At 64.2% G+C, this 19,964-nt stretch carries 18 protein-coding genes; 16 read left to right on the top strand and 2 right to left on the bottom strand.

The features are described from left to right. Positions 1–121 precede the first annotated feature (121 nt). From urtA to BMY71_RS20945, 7 genes are all read left to right on the top strand, one after another. On the top strand, positions 122–1,384 hold the full coding sequence (urtA, locus tag BMY71_RS20975) for an urea ABC transporter substrate-binding protein (RefSeq protein WP_092686035.1): 1,263 nt from the start codon (positions 122–124) through the stop codon (positions 1,382–1,384). 198 nt (positions 1,385–1,582) lie between these two features. Continuing rightward, a complete protein-coding gene (gene urtB / locus BMY71_RS20970; RefSeq protein WP_092686034.1) occupies positions 1,583–2,509 on the top strand; it encodes an urea ABC transporter permease subunit UrtB in 927 nt (308 codons plus the stop codon). A gap of 11 nt (positions 2,510–2,520) precedes the next feature. Then, complete coding sequence (urtC, locus tag BMY71_RS20965; RefSeq protein WP_092686033.1) at positions 2,521–3,672, top strand: urea ABC transporter permease subunit UrtC; 1,152 nt, start codon at positions 2,521–2,523, stop codon at positions 3,670–3,672. A gap of 10 nt (positions 3,673–3,682) precedes the next feature. Continuing rightward, positions 3,683–4,438 carry an urea ABC transporter ATP-binding protein UrtD gene (urtD, locus tag BMY71_RS20960; RefSeq protein ID WP_092686032.1) on the top strand — a complete coding sequence of 252 codons (756 nt, stop codon included), beginning with the start codon at positions 3,683–3,685 and terminating at the stop codon, positions 4,436–4,438. Between the two features lie 11 nt (positions 4,439–4,449). Beyond that, on the top strand, positions 4,450–5,139 hold the full coding sequence (gene urtE / locus BMY71_RS20955) for an urea ABC transporter ATP-binding subunit UrtE (protein WP_092686031.1): 690 nt from the start codon (positions 4,450–4,452) through the stop codon (positions 5,137–5,139). Positions 5,140–5,184: 45 nt separating this feature from the next. Next, positions 5,185–6,414 carry a formamidase gene (fmdA, locus tag BMY71_RS20950; protein WP_092686030.1) on the top strand — a complete coding sequence of 410 codons (1,230 nt, stop codon included), beginning with the start codon at positions 5,185–5,187 and terminating at the stop codon, positions 6,412–6,414. A gap of 99 nt (positions 6,415–6,513) precedes the next feature. Then, the gene (locus tag BMY71_RS20945; RefSeq protein WP_092686029.1) at positions 6,514–6,858 is read left to right on the top strand and encodes an FmdB family zinc ribbon protein; all 345 of its coding nucleotides are present in this window, start codon (positions 6,514–6,516) and stop codon (positions 6,856–6,858) included. 9 nt (positions 6,859–6,867) lie between these two features. Here the strand turns inward: BMY71_RS20945 and cobS are convergent, their stop codons facing one another. Then, positions 6,868–7,665: an adenosylcobinamide-GDP ribazoletransferase gene (gene cobS / locus BMY71_RS20940; RefSeq protein WP_092686028.1), complete on the bottom strand. Its 798-nt coding sequence runs from the start codon at positions 7,663–7,665 to the stop codon at positions 6,868–6,870. Between the two features lie 488 nt (positions 7,666–8,153). Here cobS and hyfB point away from each other — a divergent pair, with 488 nt between their 5' ends. The 6 genes from hyfB to BMY71_RS20910 are packed head-to-tail and all read left to right on the top strand — an operon-like array spanning position 8,154 to position 15,296. Continuing rightward, positions 8,154–10,172, top strand: coding sequence for a hydrogenase 4 subunit B (gene hyfB / locus BMY71_RS20935; protein ID WP_092686027.1), 2,019 nt, complete (start codon positions 8,154–8,156; stop codon positions 10,170–10,172). Next, on the top strand, positions 10,163–11,119 hold the full coding sequence (locus tag BMY71_RS20930) for a respiratory chain complex I subunit 1 family protein (protein WP_092686026.1): 957 nt from the start codon (positions 10,163–10,165) through the stop codon (positions 11,117–11,119). The genes hyfB and BMY71_RS20930 overlap by 10 nt, the downstream gene beginning before the upstream one ends. A 2-nt stretch (positions 11,120–11,121) precedes the next feature. After that, the gene (locus tag BMY71_RS20925; protein WP_011504236.1) at positions 11,122–11,784 is read left to right on the top strand and encodes a hydrogenase-4 component E; all 663 of its coding nucleotides are present in this window, start codon (positions 11,122–11,124) and stop codon (positions 11,782–11,784) included. Next, on the top strand, positions 11,781–13,232 hold the full coding sequence (locus tag BMY71_RS20920; protein WP_092686025.1) for a hydrogenase 4 subunit F: 1,452 nt from the start codon (positions 11,781–11,783) through the stop codon (positions 13,230–13,232). Before BMY71_RS20925 ends, BMY71_RS20920 begins: the two co-directional genes overlap by 4 nt. A gap of 16 nt (positions 13,233–13,248) precedes the next feature. Continuing rightward, positions 13,249–14,760, top strand: a complete 1,512-nt coding sequence (locus BMY71_RS20915) for a hydrogenase large subunit (RefSeq protein WP_092686024.1) — start codon at positions 13,249–13,251, stop codon at positions 14,758–14,760. Positions 14,761–14,762: 2 nt separating this feature from the next. Next, positions 14,763–15,296: an NADH-quinone oxidoreductase subunit B family protein gene (locus BMY71_RS20910; protein ID WP_011504233.1), complete on the top strand. Its 534-nt coding sequence runs from the start codon at positions 14,763–14,765 to the stop codon at positions 15,294–15,296. 109 nt (positions 15,297–15,405) lie between these two features. On the opposite strand, the gene BMY71_RS25335 is transcribed toward BMY71_RS20910, so the two are convergent. Beyond that, positions 15,406–15,552 (bottom strand): hypothetical protein, encoded by a 147-nt coding sequence (locus BMY71_RS25335; protein ID WP_244526127.1) that lies wholly within the window; start codon positions 15,550–15,552, stop codon positions 15,406–15,408. Here BMY71_RS25335 and BMY71_RS20905 point away from each other — a divergent pair. The 3 genes from BMY71_RS20905 to sciP all read left to right on the top strand — a co-directional run bounded on the left by BMY71_RS20905 (position 15,551) and on the right by sciP (position 19,876). Next, positions 15,551–17,497, top strand: coding sequence for an autotransporter domain-containing protein (locus BMY71_RS20905; RefSeq protein WP_244526126.1), 1,947 nt, complete (start codon positions 15,551–15,553; stop codon positions 17,495–17,497). The two genes, BMY71_RS25335 and BMY71_RS20905, sit on opposite strands and share 2 nt — an antisense overlap. A gap of 229 nt (positions 17,498–17,726) precedes the next feature. Further along, positions 17,727–19,325, top strand: a complete 1,599-nt coding sequence (locus tag BMY71_RS20900; RefSeq protein ID WP_092686022.1) for an FAD-binding oxidoreductase — start codon at positions 17,727–17,729, stop codon at positions 19,323–19,325. Positions 19,326–19,600: 275 nt separating this feature from the next. After that, the gene (sciP, locus tag BMY71_RS20895) at positions 19,601–19,876 is read left to right on the top strand and encodes a CtrA inhibitor SciP (RefSeq protein ID WP_002714638.1); all 276 of its coding nucleotides are present in this window, start codon (positions 19,601–19,603) and stop codon (positions 19,874–19,876) included. The last annotated feature ends 88 nt before the right edge of the window (positions 19,877–19,964 follow it).

The following is a 19,964-nucleotide window of genomic DNA, read 5'->3' as shown; positions in this document are numbered from 1 at the left end:
GAAAACCTACGTCGCGATCTTGCGATGCAACATACGTGATCTTGCGTATCGGTGAAGTGGAAAATTTCGTCGATCGTTCCCCTGACTGCAGACGCGTCCACGCAACACGAAGGGGTAGTTCATGTCAGACGAGAAAAAGCAGGGCCTTCACTCGCCGTTCCGACGCAAGCTTCTGATGGGCATGGCCGCGATCCCGGCGATGTCGCTGCTGCCGCGAACATCGTTCGCCCAGGCGCCGGCGACTTCCGTCGTCAACACAACCGGCCTGGCGGTGACCGATACGGAGGTCACCGTCGGAATCCTGCACTCGGTCACGGGCACGATGGCGATCTCGGAGACCGGTTCGGTGCAGGCCGAAAAGCTGGCGATCGAGCAGATCAACGCCGCCGGCGGCGTGCTCGGCCGCAAGATCAAGTTCATCCAGGAAGACGGCGCGTCCGATTGGCCGAATTTCGCCGAGAAGGCCAAGAAGCTTCTGGTCAACGACAAATGCGCCGCGGTGATGGGCTGCTGGACCTCGGCCTCGCGCAAGGCGGTGCTGCCGGTGTTCGAGCAATACAACGGTATGTTGTACTACCCGACCTTCTACGAAGGCCTGGAGCAGTCCAAGAACGTCATCTACACCGGCCAGGAGGCCACCCAGCAGATCATCGCGGGCCTCGATTGGGTCAACAAGACCAAGGGCGCCAAGAGCTTCTATCTGCTCGGCTCGGACTACATCTGGCCGCGCACCTCCAACAAGATTGCGCGCAAGCACATCGAAAATCATTTGAAGGACGCCAAGGTGGTCGGCGAGGAATACTTCCCGCTCGGTCACACCCAATTCAACTCGGTGATCAACAAGATCAAGCTCACCAAGCCGGACGTGATCTACGCGATCATCGTCGGCGGTTCGAATGTCGCGTTCTACAAGCAGCTCAAGGCGGCCGGCATCGACCTGTCGAAGCAGACGCTGTTGACGATCTCGGTCACCGAGGACGAGATCGACGGCATCGGCGGCGAGAACATCGCGGGAGCCTATGCCTGCATGAAGTACTTCCAGTCGCTCGACAATCCGAACAACAAGGAATTCGTCGCCGCATTCAAGAAGATGTGGGGCGAGAAGACGGTGATCGGAGACGTCACCCAGGCTGCCTATCTCGGCCCGTGGCTGTGGAAGTTGACCGTGGAGAAAGCCGGCTCGTTCGACGTCGACAAGGTGGCGGCCGCGTCGCCGGGCGTGGAATTCAAGGGCGCGCCGGAAGGCTACGTTCGGGTCCATGAGAATCACCACCTCTGGTCGAAGACCAGGGTCGGTCGCGCCAAGCTCGATGGCCAGTACGAACTGGTCTACGAGACCGCCGATCTGGTCGAACCCGATCCGTTCCCGAAGGGCTATCAGTAAGCCCGGCCGCGTTCCCACGCACTCTGCACGTCATCGCCGGGCAAAAGCGCGAAGCGCGTCTTCGCGAAACGACCCGGCGATCCATCCTCTTCGGAAGATGGATGCGCGGGTCAAGCCCGCGCATGACGGCCGGGGCGTGAGGCGGCACCGAGGACATCACCGAGTCCAGATCAAAATCCAATCCAGGAGCCAGCCTCCATGTTCGGCGATTATTCCATTGGCGATCTCGGCGCGATCTTTGCGATGCAGGGCTTCGCGGGCCTGATCCTGTTCTCGGTCTACCTGCTGATGGCGCTCGGCCTTGCCATCATCTTCGGCCAGATGGGCGTCATCAATATGGCCCATGGCGAGTTCATGATCCTCGGCGCCTACGTCACGTGGATGACGTCGAACGCATTTCAGACCTATCTGCCGTCGCTGTTTCCCGGCTACTTCTTCGTCGCGATGATCCTCGCATTCATCGCCTCCGGTGCGCTCGGCATGCTGGTCGAATGGGGGCTGATCAGACACCTCTACAGGCGGCCGCTCGATACGCTGCTCGCGACCTGGGGGCTGTCGCTGATCCTTCAGCAGGCCTATCGCTCGATCTTCGGCGCCCGTGAAGTCGGCGTCGAGTTGCCGCAATGGATGCTCGGCTCCAAGCAGATCACCGACACCATCGAAGTGCCGATCAACGGCATCTTCGTGATGTGCCTCACCGTGCTGATCACCGCGACCGTCGCCTATGTGATGTACAAGTCGCGCTGGGGCCGCCAGGTCCGCGCCGTGGTGCAGAACCGGGTAATGGCCGGCGCGGTCGGCATCAACACCGAGAAGGTCGACCGCACCACTTTCGGTCTCGGCTGCGGCATCGCCGGCATCGCGGGAAGCGCCTTCACCATGATCGGTTCGACCGGGCCGACCTCGGGTCAGCTCTACATCGTCGACACCTTCCTCGTCGTTGTGTTCGGCGGCGCGGCCAGCCTGTTCGGCACCATCGCATCGGCCTTCAGCATCTCGCAGGCGCAGTCGACCATGGAGTTCTTCATGTCCGGCTCGATGGCCAAGGTGCTGACCCTGCTCGCCATCGTCGCGATCCTGATGATGCGTCCGCAAGGCCTGTTCGCTCTCAAGGTTCGCAAATAGGAGTCACCGTCATGGAAAGCCCGCGCTTTCTCAGCCGCTCCGACCTCATCGGTCTCGCCGCGCTTGCTCTGCTCCTGGTCGTCATCCTGCCGCTCTCGTTGGATGTGTTCCGCCTCAACCTCGTCGCGAAGTATCTGACCTACGCCTTCGTGGCACTCGGTCTGGTGCTGTGCTGGGGGTTCGGCGGCATTCTCAGCCTCGGGCAGGGTGTGTTCTTCGGCCTGGGTGGCTACGGCATGGCGATGTATCTGAAGCTGGAAGCTTCCAGCGTCGCCAACACCAAGATCCAGTCGACTCCGGGCATTCCGGATTTCATGGACTGGAATCAGATCACGCAGTTGCCGTTGTTCTGGCAGCCGTTCCACAGTCTGACGCTGACGATCCTCGCGATCCTGATCGTGCCGACGCTGTTCGCCTATCTGGTCGGCGCGGCGATGTTCAAGCGGCGGGTCGGCGGGGTCTACTTCGCGATCATCACCCAGGCGATCGCGGCGATCCTGACGATTCTGATCATCGGCCAGCAGGGCTACACCGGCGGCATCAACGGCATCACCGATCTGCGCACGCTGAAAGGGTGGGACATCCGTCCCGACCACGCCAAGGTGATTTTGTACTTCGTCGAGGTCGCCTTCCTGTTCGGCTGCATCCTGCTGGCGCTGTTCGTGCGCCACTCCAAGCTCGGCCGCATCCTGGTGGCGATGCGCGAGAAGGAGGACCGGGTCCGGTTCTCCGGCTACAGCGTCGCTAATTTCAAGATCTTCGCGTTCTGTCTGGCGGCGATGTTCGCGGCGATCGGCGGCGCGATGTTCACGCTGAATGTCGGTTTCATGTCGCCGTCCTTCGTCGGCATCGTGCCGTCGATCGAAATGGTGATCTACACCGCGGTCGGCGGCCGGATGTCGATTTTCGGCGCGATTTACGGAACGCTGCTGGTGAATTTCGCCAAAACCAGCCTGTCGGAATCCTTCCCGCAGCTCTGGCTGTTCGGCCTCGGCGCGCTGTTCATCGCGGTGGTGCTGATCTTCCCGAGCGGTCTCGCCGGGATCTGGCGCGATCACGTCCAGCCGCTGATCGACAGGCTGATCAGCAAGCGCAAGTCCGGATCGGATCACAGTAACGGCAAGTCGTTCGGCAGGGTCGCCGACGGCGCCCCGGCAGAATAGGGAGGCAACCATGCTGATCGGCCATCAACAGCCCGACTTCCTGCTCGCGGTGGAGGGGCTCACCGTGTCCTTCGACGGCTTCAAGGCGGTGAACGATCTGTCGTTCTACGTCGAAGAAAACGAGATTCGCGTGATCATCGGCCCTAACGGCGCCGGCAAGACGACGGTGCTCGACCTGATCTGCGGCAAGACCAAAGCGACGTCCGGAGCCATCCACTTCCGTGGCAAGGACCTCACGAAGATGAAGGAAAACCAGATCGTCCAGGCCGGCGTCGGTCGCAAGTTCCAGACGCCGTCGATCTACGAAGACCTCACGGTGTTCGAGAATCTGGAGATCTCCTATCCGCAGGGCCGCTCGGTGTTCGGTGCACTGGCGTTCCAGCGCACCGCCGCGGTGCGCGAGCGGGTCGAAGAGGTCGCCGAGGCGATCTTCCTCAAAGACCGACTCGGCATGAGCGCCGACCTACTCAGCCACGGTCAGAAGCAGTGGCTCGAAATCGGAATGCTGCTGATCCAGGACCCCGATCTGCTGATGCTCGACGAGCCGGTCGCCGGCATGAGCGTGTCCGAACGCGTCAAGACCGCCGAGCTCCTGCACACCATCATCAAGGACCGCTCGGTGCTGGTGATCGAGCACGACATGAAGTTCGTCGAGGACATCGCCCACAAGGTCACCGTGCTGCACCAGGGCCAGATCCTCTCCGAAGGCACGATGGAGACGGTCAAGAACGATCCGAAAGTCATCGAAGTCTATCTCGGCCACTGAAGGAGGCGGACATGTTGGCAATTAACGATCTGCACGTCGCCTACGGCCAGAGCGAAGTGCTGCACGGGCTCAATATCAACGTCGCGCCGAACGAGATCGTCGCGATCATGGGCCGCAACGGCATGGGCAAGACCACGCTGATGAAGTCGCTGATGGGCATCATCCCGCAGCGTTCGGGTTCGATCACGATGCAAGGCGCCGAGCTCGGTGGTCTGAAGAGCTACGAGCGCGTCGCCAAGGGTCTCGCTTACGTGCCGCAGGGCCGGATGATCTTCTCGACCATGACAGTGAAGGAGAACATCGAAACCGGCCTCGTCGTGTCCGGCGAAAAGAATGTGCCGGGCGATCTCTACGAGTTGTTTCCGGTGCTGCTCGAGATGAAGAACCGCCGCGGCGGCAATCTCTCGGGCGGTCAGCAACAGCAGCTCGCGATCGCCCGCGCGCTCGCCACCAAACCCAAAGTGCTTCTGCTGGACGAGCCGACCGAAGGCATCCAGCCTTCCATCATCAAGGACATGGCGCGGACCCTGAAACGCATCCGCGACACCAAGGGCCTGTCGATCATCGTCTCCGAGCAGGTGCTGAGTTTCGCGCTCGACGTCGCCGACCGCGTGCTGGTGATTGAGAACGGCGAAATCGTCCGCGACGAGGCCCGCGACAGCGTCGATGAGGCGCAGGTCGCCAAATATCTGTCCGTCTGAGTCTGCTTATCCAACTACGTCCACTGGTTCAAAAGGGAGCTTCCGATGCCAGAGACATTGATCAAGGTCGATCTCACGCAGTCTGCCTATGACAACGAGATGGTTCACAACCGCTGGCATCCGGATATTCCGATGGCCGCGTGGGTCAATCCCGGCGACGACTTCATCGTCGAGACCTATGACTGGACCGGCGGCTTCATCAAGAACAACGATTCCGCGGACGACGTGCGCGACATCGATCTGTCGATCGTGCACTTCCTCTCGGGTCCGATCGGCGTCAAGGGCGCGGAGCCCGGCGACCTCCTGGTCGTCGATCTGCTCTATGTCGGCCCGATGAAGGAGAGTCTCTGGGGCTTCAACGGCTTCTTCTCCAAGCAGAACGGCGGCGGTTTCCTCACCGATCATTTCCCGCTGGCGCAGAAGTCGATCTGGGACTTCAAGGGCATGTACACCTCGTCCCGTCACATCCCGGGCGTGAACTTCGCGGGCCTGATCCATCCCGGTCTGATCGGATGCTTGCCTGATCCGAAGCTGCTGTCGACCTGGAACGAGCGCGAGACCGGGCTGATCGCCACCAATCCGACCCGCGTGCCCGGCCTCGCCAATCCGCCCTTCGCGCCGACCGCGCATATGGGCAAGCTGACCGGCGACGCCAAGGCCAAGGCCGGCGCGGAAGGCGCCCGCACCGTGCCGCCGCGCGAGCATGGCGGCAATTGCGACATCAAGGATCTGTCGCGCGGCTCGAAGATCTACTTCCCGGTCTATGTGCCGGGCGGCGGCCTGTCGATGGGCGATCTGCACTTCAGCCAGGGCGACGGCGAGATCACCTTCTGCGGCGCGATCGAGATGGCCGGCTGGCTGCACATCAAGGTCGACATCATCAAGGACGGCGTGTCGAAATACGGCATCAAGAATCCGATCTTCAAGCCGTCGCCGGTGACGCCGAACTACAAGGACTATCTGATCTTCGAAGGCATCTCGGTCGACGAGCAAGGCAAGCAGCATTATCTCGACGTCACCGTCGCCTATCGGCAGGCCTGCCTCAACGCCATCGAATATCTGAAGAAGTTCGGCTATTCCGGCGCCCAGGCCTACTCGATCCTCGGCACCGCGCCGGTGCAGGGCCATATCTCGGGCGTCGTCGACGTGCCGAACGCCTGCGCCACGCTGTGGCTGCCGACCGAGATCTTCGACTTCGACATGATGCCGACCTCTGCCGGGCCGATCAAACATATCAAGGGCGGCATCGACATGCCGATCTCGCAAGACAAGTAACAGCCTTTTGTTCCCTGCGCGAAGGGAGCGGGACGGTGCGGTTCTGCCGCCCCGCTCCCATCGCCGGGTCAGCTTCGAACGTGCGCGAGGGAAACGACGATGCCAGTCTATGAATATATGTGTGACGCCTGCGGGCCGTTCACGGATATGCGGCCGATGTCCGAATGCGACGCGCCGCAACTCTGCCCGACCTGCGACGAGGAATCGCCGCGGGTAATTCTCACCGCGCCGAACTTCTCCTGCATGCCCACCTCGAGCCGCAACGCGCACGCCACCAACGAGCGCAGCAAGCACGCGCCGATGAGCGTCGGCGAATACAAGGCCAAGCACGCCCCTGGCTGCGGCTGCTGCTCCGGCCTGAAGAAGCCGGCGCGGCTGCAGACCCGCACCAAGAGCGGCGCCAAGGGCTTCCCGACTGCGCGGCCCTGGATGATCAGCCACTGATCGGCTGGATCAGCTCGCCAGCACCGCGGCGACGCCGAGCAGGAAGCCGATCTCGAACATCTGCTCGGTGGCGCCGAGTACGTCGCCGGTGTAGCCGCCGAGCAGCCGCTTCGCCCACGTCGCGATCGTCGCGGCCAACGCCGCGCCGAAGCCGAGCCCGGCGATCAGCGCCACCGGTGACACCAGCAGCAGCGGCAGCGCCGCCAGCGCAACGGTGATCAGCACCAGCACCCGTTCGTCCTTGCGCATCGGCTCTTCGGCGTAGCTCACCTTCATCGCGCTGATTTCGCCCGCATAAGCGAGCTTGCGCTTGACGAAGCCCGGCGTCGCGCGTGCGGCGGCGTGGCAAGCGACCAAGGCTGCGAGCGCGGCCCAGAGCGGCAGTTGCGCCAGCGCCGTCGCGCGCAGTGCGACGTCGAGGCCGAGCGCCAATCCGCCATAGGTTCCGAGACGGCTGTCCTTCATGATTTCCAGCCGCCGCGCCACCGACCAGCCGCCGCCGAAACTGTCGAAGGTGTCGGCAAGACCGTCCTCGTGCATCGCGCCGGTGATGATGACCGAAGCGGCGACCGCCAACAGCGCCGCGAGGCCGTGGCCGAACAGCGAATTGCCCAGTAACAGCACCATCGCCGAGATCACGCCGATCCCGACGCCGACGATCGGAAAGAACGTCATCGCGCGTGTCAGCCAGTCCGGCTCCGGCGCGCGGTCGGAATCCGGCACCGGCAGAATGGTCAGAAAGCGGATCGCGTCGAGCAGTTGCGCGCCAGTGGGCGACTGCCGCGAGGGCTGGGAATCGTTGGACATGATGGTCCTTTGCGGGATCACTCTACTGCGCGCCGCGGCGTGCATTGGTCAACCGCGACCTTGGCCAAGATCGGCCTCGCAGCCGCTCTCTACGACGCAGGGTTGGATGTTTGCGGTAGGACAAATCAGGATCGGGGAACGATGGCAAGGTCGGAGCAACCAAAAAAAGCACACAGAATGATGTCTAGGACATCATTTGTGCTGACCAGGGATAGATGATTGATAGACTTGCCTCGATTCGGATAACGAGTTGGCCCAACGTGGCACCGATGTTTGAAGGCAGTGGGCGGATCGACGTCGCGCGCGAGGCGCCCTGCGGATAGCCGATCGGCTGCGAACGCAATTGGCCGCCGACGCAGCGGCAATGATGGAACTGAGGTCGATCCCGATGCGAGTGGGGCACGATCGCATATGATGTCTCCGGCGCAGAATCGCACCAAGGCTCCGGTCGCGCGCAACATTGCGCGCTGGCCGAGGGTGCGCGACCGATGACCGAACTCGCGGTCCAGCTGTGGTGTGTCGCCGCGCTGCTTGCGGCTGCGGTCGTCGCGGTTCCGCTGAGTCGCTGGCCCGGCCTCTCCACCGCCATCATCTACAGCGCGACGCTGATGGCCTGCGCCATCGCGACTGCGAGCGCGCTCACCTGGCTGCTCCTGCACGCCGATGCCGCCGCCGAGCGCACGCTGCCGATCGGGCTGCCATGGCTCGGCGCGCATCTGCGGCTCGATGCGCTGGCGGCGTTCTTCCTGGTCGTCGTCAATCTCGGCGGCGCGCTCGCGAGCCTTTATGCGCTGGGCTATGGCCGCCACGAACGCGCGCCGCATCGCGTGCTGCCGTTCTATCCGGCATTTCTCGCCGGGATGAATCTGGTCGTACTGGCCGCCGATGCGTTCTCTTATCTCTTGAGCTGGGAGTTCATGTCGCTGGCGTCGTGGGCGCTGGTGATGGCGCATCATCGCGACGGCGGCAATCGCCGCGCCGGATACGTCTATCTGGTGATGGCGAGCTTCGGCACGCTGGCGCTGCTGCTCGCCTTCGGCCTGCTTGCGGGCACCGCCGGAGACTATGATTTCGCGTCGATCCGGATCGCTCCACACTCGCCTTACGTCGCCACGCTTGTGCTGATCCTGATGTTGCTCGGCGCTGGCTCGAAGGCCGGTCTGGTGCCGCTCCACGTCTGGCTGCCGTTGGCGCATCCGGCGGCGCCGAGCCACGTCTCGGCGCTGATGAGCGGCGTGATGACCAAGGTGGCAATCTACGGCTTCATCCGCGTGGTGTTCGATCTGCTCGGGCAACCGGACTGGTCGACGAGCGGCATCGTGCTGGCGCTCGGCGGCATCACCGCGGCTCTCGGCATTCTCTACGCGCTGATGGAGAAGGACCTGAAGCGGCTGCTTGCCTACTCGACGATCGAGAATGTCGGCATCGTGTTCGTCAGTCTCGGCCTGGCTCTGGCGTTTCAGGCCAATGACGACAAGGTGCCGGCGGCGCTGGCGTTCACCGCGGCGCTGTTTCACATCTTCAACCATTCGCTGTTCAAGAGCCTGCTGTTCTTCGGCGCCGGCGCGGTACTGAGTGCGACCGGGGAGCGCGACATGGACAGACTCGGCGGGCTGATCCATCGTATGCCGTTCACCAGCGTGGTGTTCCTGGTCGGCTGCGTCGCGATTTCGGCGCTGCCCCCGTTCAACGGCTTTGTTTCGGAATGGCTGATCTTCCAGGCGGTGCTGCAGAGCCCGCAATTGCCGCAATGGGGCCTGAAGATCCTTGTGCCGGCGGTCGGCGGGCTGATGGCGCTGGCCGCCGCGCTGGCGGCGGCGTGTTTCGTCAAGGCCTATGGCGTCACCTTTCTCGGCCGGCCGCGCGGCGCAGCGACGATTGCCGCGAAAGAGGTCGATCGTTTCTCGCTCGCCGCGATGGCGATCCTCGCCGCGTTGTGCCTGCTCGCCGGCGTGTTGCCCGGCGTGGTGATGGATGCGCTGGCTCCGATCGCGACCAACATCCTCGGCAGCCGGCTGGCGCCGCAAAGCGGACTGGCGTGGCTTTCGATCGTGCCGATCTCTGGAAATCACAGTTCCTATAACGGCCTCCTGGTGGCGATGTTCATCGCGCTGTCGGCGTTGCTGCTGTTCGTCGCGATCCGGATGTTCTCATCGGGTGCGGTGCGCCGCGGACCGGCCTGGGGCTGCGGTTTCACCGATCCGGCCCCGCTCGCTCAATATTCCGCGGACGGGTTCGCGCAGCCGATCCGTCGCGTGTTCGGAACGCTGATCTTCCGCGCCCGCGATCACGTCACCATGCCGCCGCCGGGCGACACAGCGCCGGCGCGGCTCACCATCGAACTGCACGATCAAATCTGGGAACGGATCTACGCGCCGCTCGCCGGCGGCATCATGATCGCCTCGGCGCGTCTCGACAGGCTGCAGCTTCTCACGATCCGTGGTTATCTCAGCCTCGTCTTCGTCACCCTCGTCACCCTGCTGCTGGTGCTCGCGATATGGACGTGATCGCCGACATCGCGGTGCAGGGCTTGCAGATGCTGCTGGTGTTCCTGCTGGCGCCGCTGCTCACCGGCTTCATCCGCAAGGTCAAGGCGCGGCTGCAGCGCCGCCGCGGCGCGTCGATGCTACAGCCCTATCGCGATCTGATCCGGCTGCTGCGGAAGGACGTCGTGCTCGCCGACAATGCCTCCTGGCTGTTCCGCGCCACGCCCTACGTCACCTTCGCCGCGATCTGGGTCGCCGCCGCGCTGGTGCCGACCTTCGCCACTGGGCTGATGTTCAACTGGACCGCGGACCTGATCGTCGTCGTCGCGCTGCTCGGCACGGCGCGGTTCTTCCTCGCGCTCGCCGGCATGGACATCGGCACTTCGTTCGGCGGCATCGGCTCAAGCCGCGAGGTGATGATCGCCGCGCTCGCCGAGCCCGCGATGCTGATGATCGTGTTCTGCGTCGCCCTGGTCGCCGGCTCGACCCATCTGTCCACCGTCGCCAACTACATTGCCTCGACCGAGGTCGGCCTGCGCGTTTCGCTCGGGCTGGCGATGATTGCGCTGGTGATGGTCGCCCTCGCCGAGAACGCCCGTATCCCGGTCGACAATCCCTCGACCCACCTCGAGCTCACCATGGTGCACGAGGCGATGATCCTGGAATATTCCGGCCGGCATCTGGCGATGATCGAGTTCGGCGCCCAGCTCAAGCTGCTGCTCTACGTCTCGCTGATCGTCTGCCTGTTCTATCCCTGGGGCATCGGAATATTCGGCGCCGGCCCGCTGGCCTATCTCGCGGGCGCGGCGTTGTATCTCGGCAAGCTCACCGTCGCCGGCTTCCTGCTGGCGGTGTTCGAAACCGCCACCGCCAAGATGCGGGTGTTCCGTGTCCCGCAGTTCCTCGGCGCCGCGCTGATGCTGGGCCTGCTCGGCACGCTGCTGCTGTTCGTGTCGAAGGGGTTGTAGCGATGCACGGTCTCGCCTTCGACATTTCGCATTCGCTGGCCGGCGGTTTGGTGCTGGTATCGTTCATGATGCTGTATCAGGACCGGCTGACTTCGCTGCTCAACGTGTTTGCGCTGCATGCGGTCATGCTGTCGCTGGCGGTGGGATGGCAGGCGCTGATCCAGGACGCGCCGCATCTCTACGTCACCGCGCTGATCGCGCTGCTGTTCAAGGCGATCATCATTCCGGTCGCGCTGCGCCGCATCGTCTACAAGCTCGGCATCCACCGCGACATCGAGACCGTGGTGGGGATCGGCCCGACCATGCTGGCCGGGATGGGGCTGGTGGCGCTGTCGCTGGCGCTGATGCTGCGTGTCACCGCCGACGCTGATGCGCTGGCGCGCGAGGATCTTGCGTTTGCGCTCTCCGTCGTACTGCTCGGCCTGCTGTTCATGGTGACGCGGCGCAACGCGGTCAGCCAGGTCATCGGCTTCATGTCGCTGGAAAACGGGTTGATCCTGGCTGCCGCCGGCGCCAAGGGCATGCCGCTGGTGGTCGAGATCAGCGTCGCCTTCTCGGTGCTGATCGCCTTCATCGTCATCGGCATCGTGCTGTTCCGGATCCGCGAACGGTTCGACTCGGTCGACGTCTCGCAGCTCGACGTCTCGCGCGGAGAGCAGCGATGAATTTGTCCGGCCTCGATCCGGTGGTGGGCGTGCTGCTGATTCCGGTCTGCGCCGCCGCGGTGCTTGCGGTGCTGCCGGGCTACAAACTCACAGCGCAGCTCAACGTGCTGGCAAGCCTCGGCAGCCTGGTCTGCGCCGCCTCGCTGCTGGTGCTGCCGCGCCCGGCGCCGGGTCCTTACATCCTGGTCGACGATCTCAACATCGTCTTCATCGTGCTCAACACCTTCGTCGGCTTCACCACCAGCCTGTTCAGCGCCAGCTACATCGCCCACGAGCTGGAGACCGGCAAGCTGACGCCGACCTATCTGCGATTCTACCACGCGATGTATCAGATCATGATGTTCGGCATGAACCTCGCGTTCGTGTCCAACAATATCGGCCTGATGTGGGTGGCGGTCGAGCTGGCGACGCTGACCACGGTGTTGATGGTCGGCATCTATCGCACGCCCGCCGCGCTGGAGGCGGCGTGGAAATACTTCATCCTCGGCAGCGTCGGTATCGCGCTGGCGCTGTTCGGCACCATCCTGGTCTACATGGCAGCGCGGCCGGTGGTCGGCGAAGGGCAGGACGGCATGATCTGGACCGTGCTGGTGTCGCGCGCCGCCGGCTTCGACGCGCCGCTGTTGAACGTCGCCTTCGTGTTCCTGTTCCTCGGCTACGGCACCAAGGTCGGCCTTGCGCCGCTGCACGCCTGGCTGCCGGACGCCCACGCCGAGGGTCCGACGCCGATCTCGGCGGTGCTGTCGGGCCTGTTGCTCAACGTTGCGCTGTACGCGCTGCTGCGCTTCAAGGTGCTGCTCGCCGCCAATGCCGAAACCATGCCGCCCGGGATCCTGATGATCGTGATGGGGCTGGCGTCGCTGCTGTTCGCCGCCTTCATGCTGTATCGGCGGCGCGACATCAAACGGCTGTTCGCCTATTCGTCGATCGAGCACATGGGCATCATCGTGTTCGCATTCGGCATGGGCGGGCCATTGGCGAATTTTGCGGGCCTGCTGCACATGGTGATGCACAGCCTGACCAAGTCGGCGATCTTCTATGCGGTCGGCCACATCACCCAGGTCAAGGGAACGCAGTCGTTGTCGAAGATTCGCGGCATCACCGAGACCCATCCGGTGCTCGGCTGGGGCCTGGTCGTCGGCGTGGTGGCGATCGCCGGCCTGCCGCCGCTCGGCATCTTCATGAGCGAGTTCCTGCTGGTATCCTCGACCTTCGCGCGCTCGCCGTGGCTGGCTTTGCTGCTGGTATTTGGATTGCTGGTCGCGTTCGGCGCGTTGATGCTGCGGTTGACCGGCATCGCCTTCGGCGAGCCGCGCGGCAGCCGCGAACCCGTGAAGGCGTCTTACGTGCCGATGTTCGCGCATCTCGCTTTGGTGCTGATTGCCGGCGTCTATCTGCCGGCGCCGGTGGTGGCGTGGTTCCGGCACGTCGCCACGCTGCTGGGCTAGGGAGCAAGTTGATCCGATGCCGTCGCTGATCGATCTCAATCTCGAAGGCCTGCAGGTGGCGCGGCATCGGCCGTGGTCCCGCACGGTTGTCGACAGCGCGGTGTGGAGCTTCGCGGCCAAGATGCTGAGCGAGCAGCAGTGGCAGTTGCTCTCGCTGTGGGGGGAGCCGGCGATGGTGCACATGGCGCTGTTCGATCCTCGCACCGCCGAGATCGGAATCGTCAGCCTCGACTGCCCGCATCGCAGTTTCCCCTCGGTCGCAGCCAAGCATCTGCCGGCGTTGCGGCTCGAGCGCACCATTCGCGATCTCTACGGGCTCGTCCCTGAGGGCGCGATTGACGACCGGCCCTGGCTGGATCACGGCCAATGGGGCGTGCACGCGCCGCTCGGTGAGCCTGTCGAATTCCTGGCGCCGTCGCCGTCCTATCGCTTCCTGCCAGTCGAAGGCGAGGGCGCGCATCAGGTCGCGGTCGGCCCGGTCCATGCCGGCATCATCGAGCCCGGCCATTTCCGGTTCACCGTCTCCGGCGAGACCGTGGTGCGGCTGGAGCAGCGGCTCGGCTATGTGCACAAGGGCATCGACGGGCTGCTCGCCGGCGCGGAATTGTCGCGCGCCGCGCGGCTCGCCGGCCGCGTCTCCGGCGACAGCACGGTGGCCTATGCGCTGGCGTTTGCGCGCGCCGTCGAGGCCGCGGCCGAGATTGCGGTGCCGGCGCGCGCGGTGTGGCTACGCGCGCTCGTTGCCGAACTCGAACGCCTCGCCAATCATCTCGGCGACATCGGCGCGATCTGCAACGACGCGGCGTTCGCGCTCATGCTGGCCCAGTTCGGCGTGCTGCGCGAAAACGTGCTGCGCGCCGCGGACGCCGCCTTCGGCCATCGCCTGATGCGCGACGTGGTGACGCTGGGCGGCGTGACGCGCGATCTCGACGCGACCGGAACGGCAGCGATCCGCAAAGCGCTGGCCGTCGTGCGCAACAAGCTGCCGGAACTGATCGAACTCTACGACCGCACGGCGTCGCTGCAGGACCGCACCGTCGGGACCGGGATTCTCAAGGCGTCGCTGGCCGATCAGTACGCCGCCGGCGGCTTTGTCGGCCGCGCCTCCGGTCGCGCTTTCGATGCAAGGCGCACGCTCGGCTACGCCCCTTATGACGAGTTGCGCTTCGAAATCCCGGTGCGGACCGAGGGCGACGTCGACGCGCGCATCTGGATTCGCATCAGCGAGGTCGAGCAGAGCCTCGCGTTGGTCGACCAGATTCTCGATCGCCTGCCGGGCGGCGATATTTGCGTCGCCCCGGCGCTGCCGGAGCAGGTCTGCGAGGGCCTGGCGCTGGTCGAGGGTTTTCGCGGCGACATTCTGGTGTGGCTGCGATTGCGTGACGGCGTGGTCGAGCGCTGCCACCTGCGCGATCCGTCCTGGTTTCAATGGCCGCTGCTGGAAGCCGTGATCGAGGGCAATATCATCGCCGACTTCCCGCTGTGCAACAAATCGTTCAACTGCTCTTATTCCGGCGTGGATCTGTAGCGATGCGCAAGCTGCTGTTCGAGAGCCTGTTCGCAAAGCCCCTGACCGAAACCGCGCCGGCGCCGGACGAGACGGGTGTCGCCGAGCTTGCCGCGCTGGTCAACGAAACGGCGCGCCGCCGTCTGGGCCGCAGCCTCGCGATCCGCGAGGTCGACGCCGGCTCCTGCAACGGCTGCGAACTGGAAATCCACGCGCTCAGCAACGCCTATTACGACGTCGAGCGGTTCGGTCTGCGCTTCGTGGCCTCGCCGCGTCATGCCGACGTGCTGATGGTGACCGGACCTGTGACGCACAACATGCGCGAGGCGCTGCGCCTCACCTATGAGGCGGTGCCCGGACCGAAATGGGTCGTCGCAACCGGCGATTGCGCGAAAGATGGCGGCTGTTTCGCCGGTAGTTACGCGATTACCGGTGGCGTCTCTGCGGTGATCCCGGTCGATCTACACATTCCCGGTTGTCCACCGTCGCCGGTCCAGATCCTGCGCGGCCTGCTGGCGCTGCTCGACAGCGTTTCCGCGCGCGAGATCTCGCGCTGAAATAAGCGGATACCGCGAGATCGAACGTTTCGACCTGATATCCTTGGCGACGAGACTAATTACTAGTGCGTTTCGTATTTCCATCAGTTGCCCGTGTCCCCGGATCGCCTCACCCATCATGATCAGCGGGGAAGGGGTGATTCGTGATGGCCTGGATTTCAAGCGGAGGCGCGGGGAATTGTGCGCCGAATTTGTTCACGCGCATTTGGACTGTATTGCTGACCAGCGCTTTGATGACGGCGATTTCTGGCGCCATGCCGGCTCCGGCGCAGGCTCAGTTCGCCAGGCTGTTTGGCTTCGGTGACAGCTACGCCGATACTGGCGCTGCGCCCGGCGGCGCATATCGCCTGATTGGAACCTATGGGAGCGGCACGGTCAGCATCCCGTATTTTCCTTTTACGCTAACTCCGAACGACTTCTGGCCTTGTCCAAGTCCCACTTATACGAGCTGCCGGTTTACCGGCAGCACCAATTTCGTCGACTCGCTGCAATCGATCTACGGCCTTTCGAGCCTGACGAATTTTTCGATCGGCGGCGCCCGCACGAATAACACCAACACCATGCCGTTCCTGTCCAGCAGCTACGGACTGCCTTATGAACTGCAACAATTCGTTGCCAGCGGGATACGGTTTACTGATCGTGATCTGATTGCGCTGTCGATCGGCGGCAACGACCTGTCCGGCATCAATGTCGGCAACGGTGACCTCGCCTCCCAGAACCAGATCATCGTTGCGGGGGCGCTGCAGTCGGCCTCGAACGCCGTGGGCGGCGTACAGCAATTGGTGGCGGCAGGCGCGCGCAATATCGCATGGCTCGGCACCGGGAGTTCAAAATGGTTCCCGGAGCGGACCCTGGGCTCACAGGGGGCGACCCTCGGCCAATTCAACTTCAGCGACCCGCAGCGCGATGCATGGGCTGACGCCTACTACCAGCAGACCCAGCTGCTGCTGGCGCCGCTCGCGCAAGCGGGCGTACGCATCTTCCTGTTCAATTTCGGTATTCTGCAGCAGCGCATCCACGACAATCCTGGGATGTATGGGTTTGCTGGTGTCCCCGCGGGCTCTTTTGGGTGCGAAGCCGGGCCGGGGACCGGCTCGACGCCGGTGACGGTCGCGGTGAATGTCGCGGGCTGCTTCTATGAAAACTCGGTGCATCCGACCGGCGCCGCGATGGCGCTGATCGCCAACTACATGGCGAACCAGATCAACGCGCCGACCACGGTGGCGCCGCAGGCGGGCATCTCGACCGGCCTGCTCGGCGGCTTCTCGAATTCGGTGTTCGACCGCCTCGAGGCCAGCCGCCGCTTCCAGCCTTACGGCGTCAATGCCGCGATGGCCGCGATGCCGAGTAAGGCCGTCGCGCTGGCGGACCCGGCGGATCGCTGGTCGGTCTTCGGGGCCGCGAGCTACGCCGGCGGCAATCGCGACCGGCAGTTCTATGCCGCCGGCTATGATTACGGCGCAGCGGGCGGCTATCTCGGGCTCGAATACCAGTTCAATTCGAACTGGCGCGTTGGCGGGGTGTTCGGCTATTCGCAGCCGGACGTCAAACTTGCGGTCCAGGATGCGCGTAACCGGATCGACGCGTTCCAGTTCGCCGGCTACGGCTCCTACACCGATGCGCACTGGTTTGCCGACGGCCTCGTTGCCTATGGTCGTCAGGATTTCGCGTTGGAACGCCGCGGCATCATCGACGTCATCCGCGCCAACACCAGCGCTGACGTCTTCACGGTCGCCGGCCGCGGCGGCTATCTGTTCGATGCCGGCCGGCTCCGGGTCGGGCCGATTGCAGGGCTGAACTACACCAACGCCACGATCCGGGCCTATACCGAGACCGGCGACATCCTGCTCACCATGCTGGTGGACCGGCAGACCCTCAACACACTCACCGGCGACGCTGGCGTTCAGATCCGTTACCCGCTTCAGATCGGCAACGGCGTCTACACGCCGTTCCTCAATCTCACCGCCGCGCATGATTTTCTCGGCTCCAGCCACACCGTCACGACGACGCTGGTGACGGCGCCGCTGCTGCCGGTGCTGACGCCGGTGTCGGCCGATGGCGGCACCTATGGCAGAGTCGCGGCCGGCGTGTCGGCGGTGGTCGCCGCCAATGTCACGGCTACGCTGACGGGCACGACCAGCTTCGCCCGGCAAGGCGGCAACGCCGGTGGAGTCAGCGGCGGCTTCAAACTGGCTTTCTAGAACATGATCCCGAAAGGCGGACGCCGGCTTTCGGAAAAGACGATGCTGAGAAACAAAGCTGGAGCAGGATGACGACAAGGCAAGTCATCCCGCTCCAGCGTTGCGCTGGCCCGTCGCAGCGCGCCGCGCCGCGTCTGTACGCCGCGCTTGCGGGAGCCCTTGTCCCGTTTCAGACTAAGCGCTGAAATCGGCGCGCCGTAATCGTCGCCGAACCACACGGGAGGCGATGATGGGCAGCGCTCGGCTGAAGCATTACGGTTGGGGACGTGAAGGCGAGGGTATGACTGACGCCGAGCAGGCATTCGTGCTCGGCCGATACCGGCAGAAATTCGGCCGCGACAGCTTCAACACCATCGCGGTGCCGAAGCTCGGCGACCTGAAGCTGCCTGAACCGCGGATCACGCCGCCGGCCTCGCTGGCCCCGATCTGCTCGACCGACACCTATGACCGCGCCGCGCACACCTACGGCAAGTCCTATCCGGACTACGTCCGCGCCATGCTCGGCGACTACGACGCTGCGCCCGATGTCGTCGCCTATCCGCGCAACGAGGCGGAAATCGCCGCAGTGATGGATTGGGCTGAGGGCGCGGGCGCGGCGCTGACGCCGTTCGGCGGCGGTTCCTCGGTGTGCGGCGGCGTCGAATGCCGCGTCGACGGCAGTCGCTACAAAGCCGCGGTGGCGCTCGACATGCGCAACCTCGGCAGGGTTGTCGAAGTCGACAAGACCTCGCGCGCGGCGCTGATCGAAGGCGGCGCTTATGGCCCGGCGCTGGAGGCTCAGCTCAAGCCGCACGGCATGACGCTGCGTCACTTTCCGCAGAGCTTCGAATATTCCACGCTGGGCGGCTGGATCGCGACCCGCTCCGGCGGCCATTTCGTTAGTCTCTACACCCATATCGACGATTTCGTCGAAAGCGTCCGCGTGGTGACGCCGCGCGGCGTGCTGGAAACGCGGCGGCTGCCGGGGTCTGGCGCAGGCCCGAGCCCCGACCGGATGTTCATCGGGTCCGAAGGCATTCTGGGCGTGATCTCGCAAGCCTGGATGCGGCTGCAAGCGCAGCCGAGATTTCGCGCCGGCGCTTCGGTGCGCTTTCCGGATCTGTTCTCCGCGGCTCGCGCCGTGCGCGCGGTGGCGCAGGCGGGGCTGTATCCGTCGAACTGCCGCATCCTGGACCCGCAGGAGGCGTTCAACACCGGCGCCGCCAACGGCAGCGTCGCGATCATGGTGCTCGCCTTCGAATCCGGCGACCACCCGGTCGATGCGTGGATGGCGCGCGCGCTGGAATGCTGCGCCGATCACGGCGGCGCGACGGAGAAGGCCAACGCCGCCGAGGCGCATCGCGAAGGCGCCGCAGGCCTGTGGCGCAACGCCTTCATCCGGATGCCCTATGCGCGCGAATTCCTGACGCCGGCGGCGCTGATCAACGACACGTTCGAGACCTCGATCACCTGGGACCGTTTCGAGAGCTTCCACGACAAGGTCAAGTCCGCGACCGAACGCGCGATCGAGACTGCGACTGGTATCAAGGGCGAAGTCACCTGTCGCTTCACCCACGTCTATCCGGACGGGCCCGCGCCATACTTCTCGTTTCACGCGCTCGGCCGCCACGGCGCGCTGCTCGAGCAATGGCAGGCGATCAAGGATGCGGCGAGCGACGCCCTGATCGAAGCCGGCGGCACCATCACGCATCATCACGCGGTCGGCCGTGATCATCGCAAATGGTACGACCGCCAGCGCCCAGAGCTGTTCGCCGCGGCGCTGCGCGCGGCCAAGCGCGAGCTGGATCCGCTGGCGATGCTCAATCCGGGCGTCTTGATCGATCCATAGAGCCCTCGCACCCGATCACACGCGATCAATTCAATTCACTGCCACGAGCTTCAGAAAGGCGAAGCGCGGCGGGCGCGTGCTTGCGGCGCTGAAACGCGCCGCATTCCGGAGGAATCCGCGCGGGCTGGCCGGTCCGCTGGACCAAGGTTACCAATGCTTACGACTTTACTAACACCGCGCATCACATTGCAGCGCTTCGCTTAGTCAAATTTTAAGTCGGCCCGCTTACGTTACGTCACACAGTATGTTGAGTGCTTGAGAGTTGTGAGTAAGCCATGACAGAACCCCACCGCCCGCGGGTTAAATACGTCATAGGGCCCGACGGAAGTCCGTTAACGATTGCGGATTTGCCGGCCCCGGGGACGAAGCGCTGGGTGATCCGCCGCAAGGCCGAAGTGGTTGCAGCCGTCCGCGGCGGTCTTCTTTCCCTCGAAGAAGCCTGCAGCCGCTATACCCTCACTGTCGACGAGTTCCTGTCGTGGCAGTTTTCGATCGACCAGCACGGACTGGCCGGGCTGCGGACCACCCGCATCCAGCAATATCGCCAGTAAACATTCCTGCCAAAACGTTAATGAATTCCTGAAAGCCGGCCCCGTCTCGGGAAGCCGGCTTTCAACATATCTGCAGCAATTCGCGTCC

Source organism: Rhodopseudomonas pseudopalustris (genome assembly GCF_900110435.1).
GTDB lineage: Bacteria > Pseudomonadota > Alphaproteobacteria > Rhizobiales > Xanthobacteraceae > Rhodopseudomonas > Rhodopseudomonas pseudopalustris.
The sequence above is the reverse complement of the archived record's forward strand: the minus strand, read 5'-3'. Positions and strand labels throughout refer to the sequence as shown.

Excerpts from the sequence above, each read along its gene's own strand:
- cobS (WP_092686028.1), bottom strand. The coding sequence starts at position 7,665 with ATGTCCAACGATTCCCAGCCCTCGCGGCAGTCGCCCACTGGCGCGCAA.
- BMY71_RS20930 (WP_092686026.1), top strand. The coding sequence starts at position 10,163 with ATGGACGTGATCGCCGACATCGCGGTGCAGGGCTTGCAGATGCTGCTG.
- BMY71_RS20900 (WP_092686022.1), top strand. The coding sequence starts at position 17,727 with ATGGGCAGCGCTCGGCTGAAGCATTACGGTTGGGGACGTGAAGGCGAG.
- fmdA (WP_092686030.1), top strand. The coding sequence starts at position 5,185 with ATGCCAGAGACATTGATCAAGGTCGATCTCACGCAGTCTGCCTATGAC.
- BMY71_RS25335 (WP_244526127.1), bottom strand. The coding sequence starts at position 15,552 with ATGGCGCCAGAAATCGCCGTCATCAAAGCGCTGGTCAGCAATACAGTC.
- BMY71_RS20925 (WP_011504236.1), top strand. The coding sequence starts at position 11,122 with ATGCACGGTCTCGCCTTCGACATTTCGCATTCGCTGGCCGGCGGTTTG.
- urtB (WP_092686034.1), top strand. The coding sequence starts at position 1,583 with ATGTTCGGCGATTATTCCATTGGCGATCTCGGCGCGATCTTTGCGATG.
- BMY71_RS20915 (WP_092686024.1), top strand. The coding sequence starts at position 13,249 with ATGCCGTCGCTGATCGATCTCAATCTCGAAGGCCTGCAGGTGGCGCGG.
- urtD (WP_092686032.1), top strand. The coding sequence starts at position 3,683 with ATGCTGATCGGCCATCAACAGCCCGACTTCCTGCTCGCGGTGGAGGGG.
- sciP (WP_002714638.1), top strand. The coding sequence starts at position 19,601 with ATGACAGAACCCCACCGCCCGCGGGTTAAATACGTCATAGGGCCCGAC.
- hyfB (WP_092686027.1), top strand. The coding sequence starts at position 8,154 with ATGACCGAACTCGCGGTCCAGCTGTGGTGTGTCGCCGCGCTGCTTGCG.
- urtC (WP_092686033.1), top strand. The coding sequence starts at position 2,521 with ATGGAAAGCCCGCGCTTTCTCAGCCGCTCCGACCTCATCGGTCTCGCC.
- urtA (WP_092686035.1), top strand. The coding sequence starts at position 122 with ATGTCAGACGAGAAAAAGCAGGGCCTTCACTCGCCGTTCCGACGCAAG.
- BMY71_RS20910 (WP_011504233.1), top strand. The coding sequence starts at position 14,763 with ATGCGCAAGCTGCTGTTCGAGAGCCTGTTCGCAAAGCCCCTGACCGAA.
- BMY71_RS20905 (WP_244526126.1), top strand. The coding sequence starts at position 15,551 with ATGCCGGCTCCGGCGCAGGCTCAGTTCGCCAGGCTGTTTGGCTTCGGT.
- urtE (WP_092686031.1), top strand. The coding sequence starts at position 4,450 with ATGTTGGCAATTAACGATCTGCACGTCGCCTACGGCCAGAGCGAAGTG.
- BMY71_RS20945 (WP_092686029.1), top strand. The coding sequence starts at position 6,514 with ATGCCAGTCTATGAATATATGTGTGACGCCTGCGGGCCGTTCACGGAT.
- BMY71_RS20920 (WP_092686025.1), top strand. The coding sequence starts at position 11,781 with ATGAATTTGTCCGGCCTCGATCCGGTGGTGGGCGTGCTGCTGATTCCG.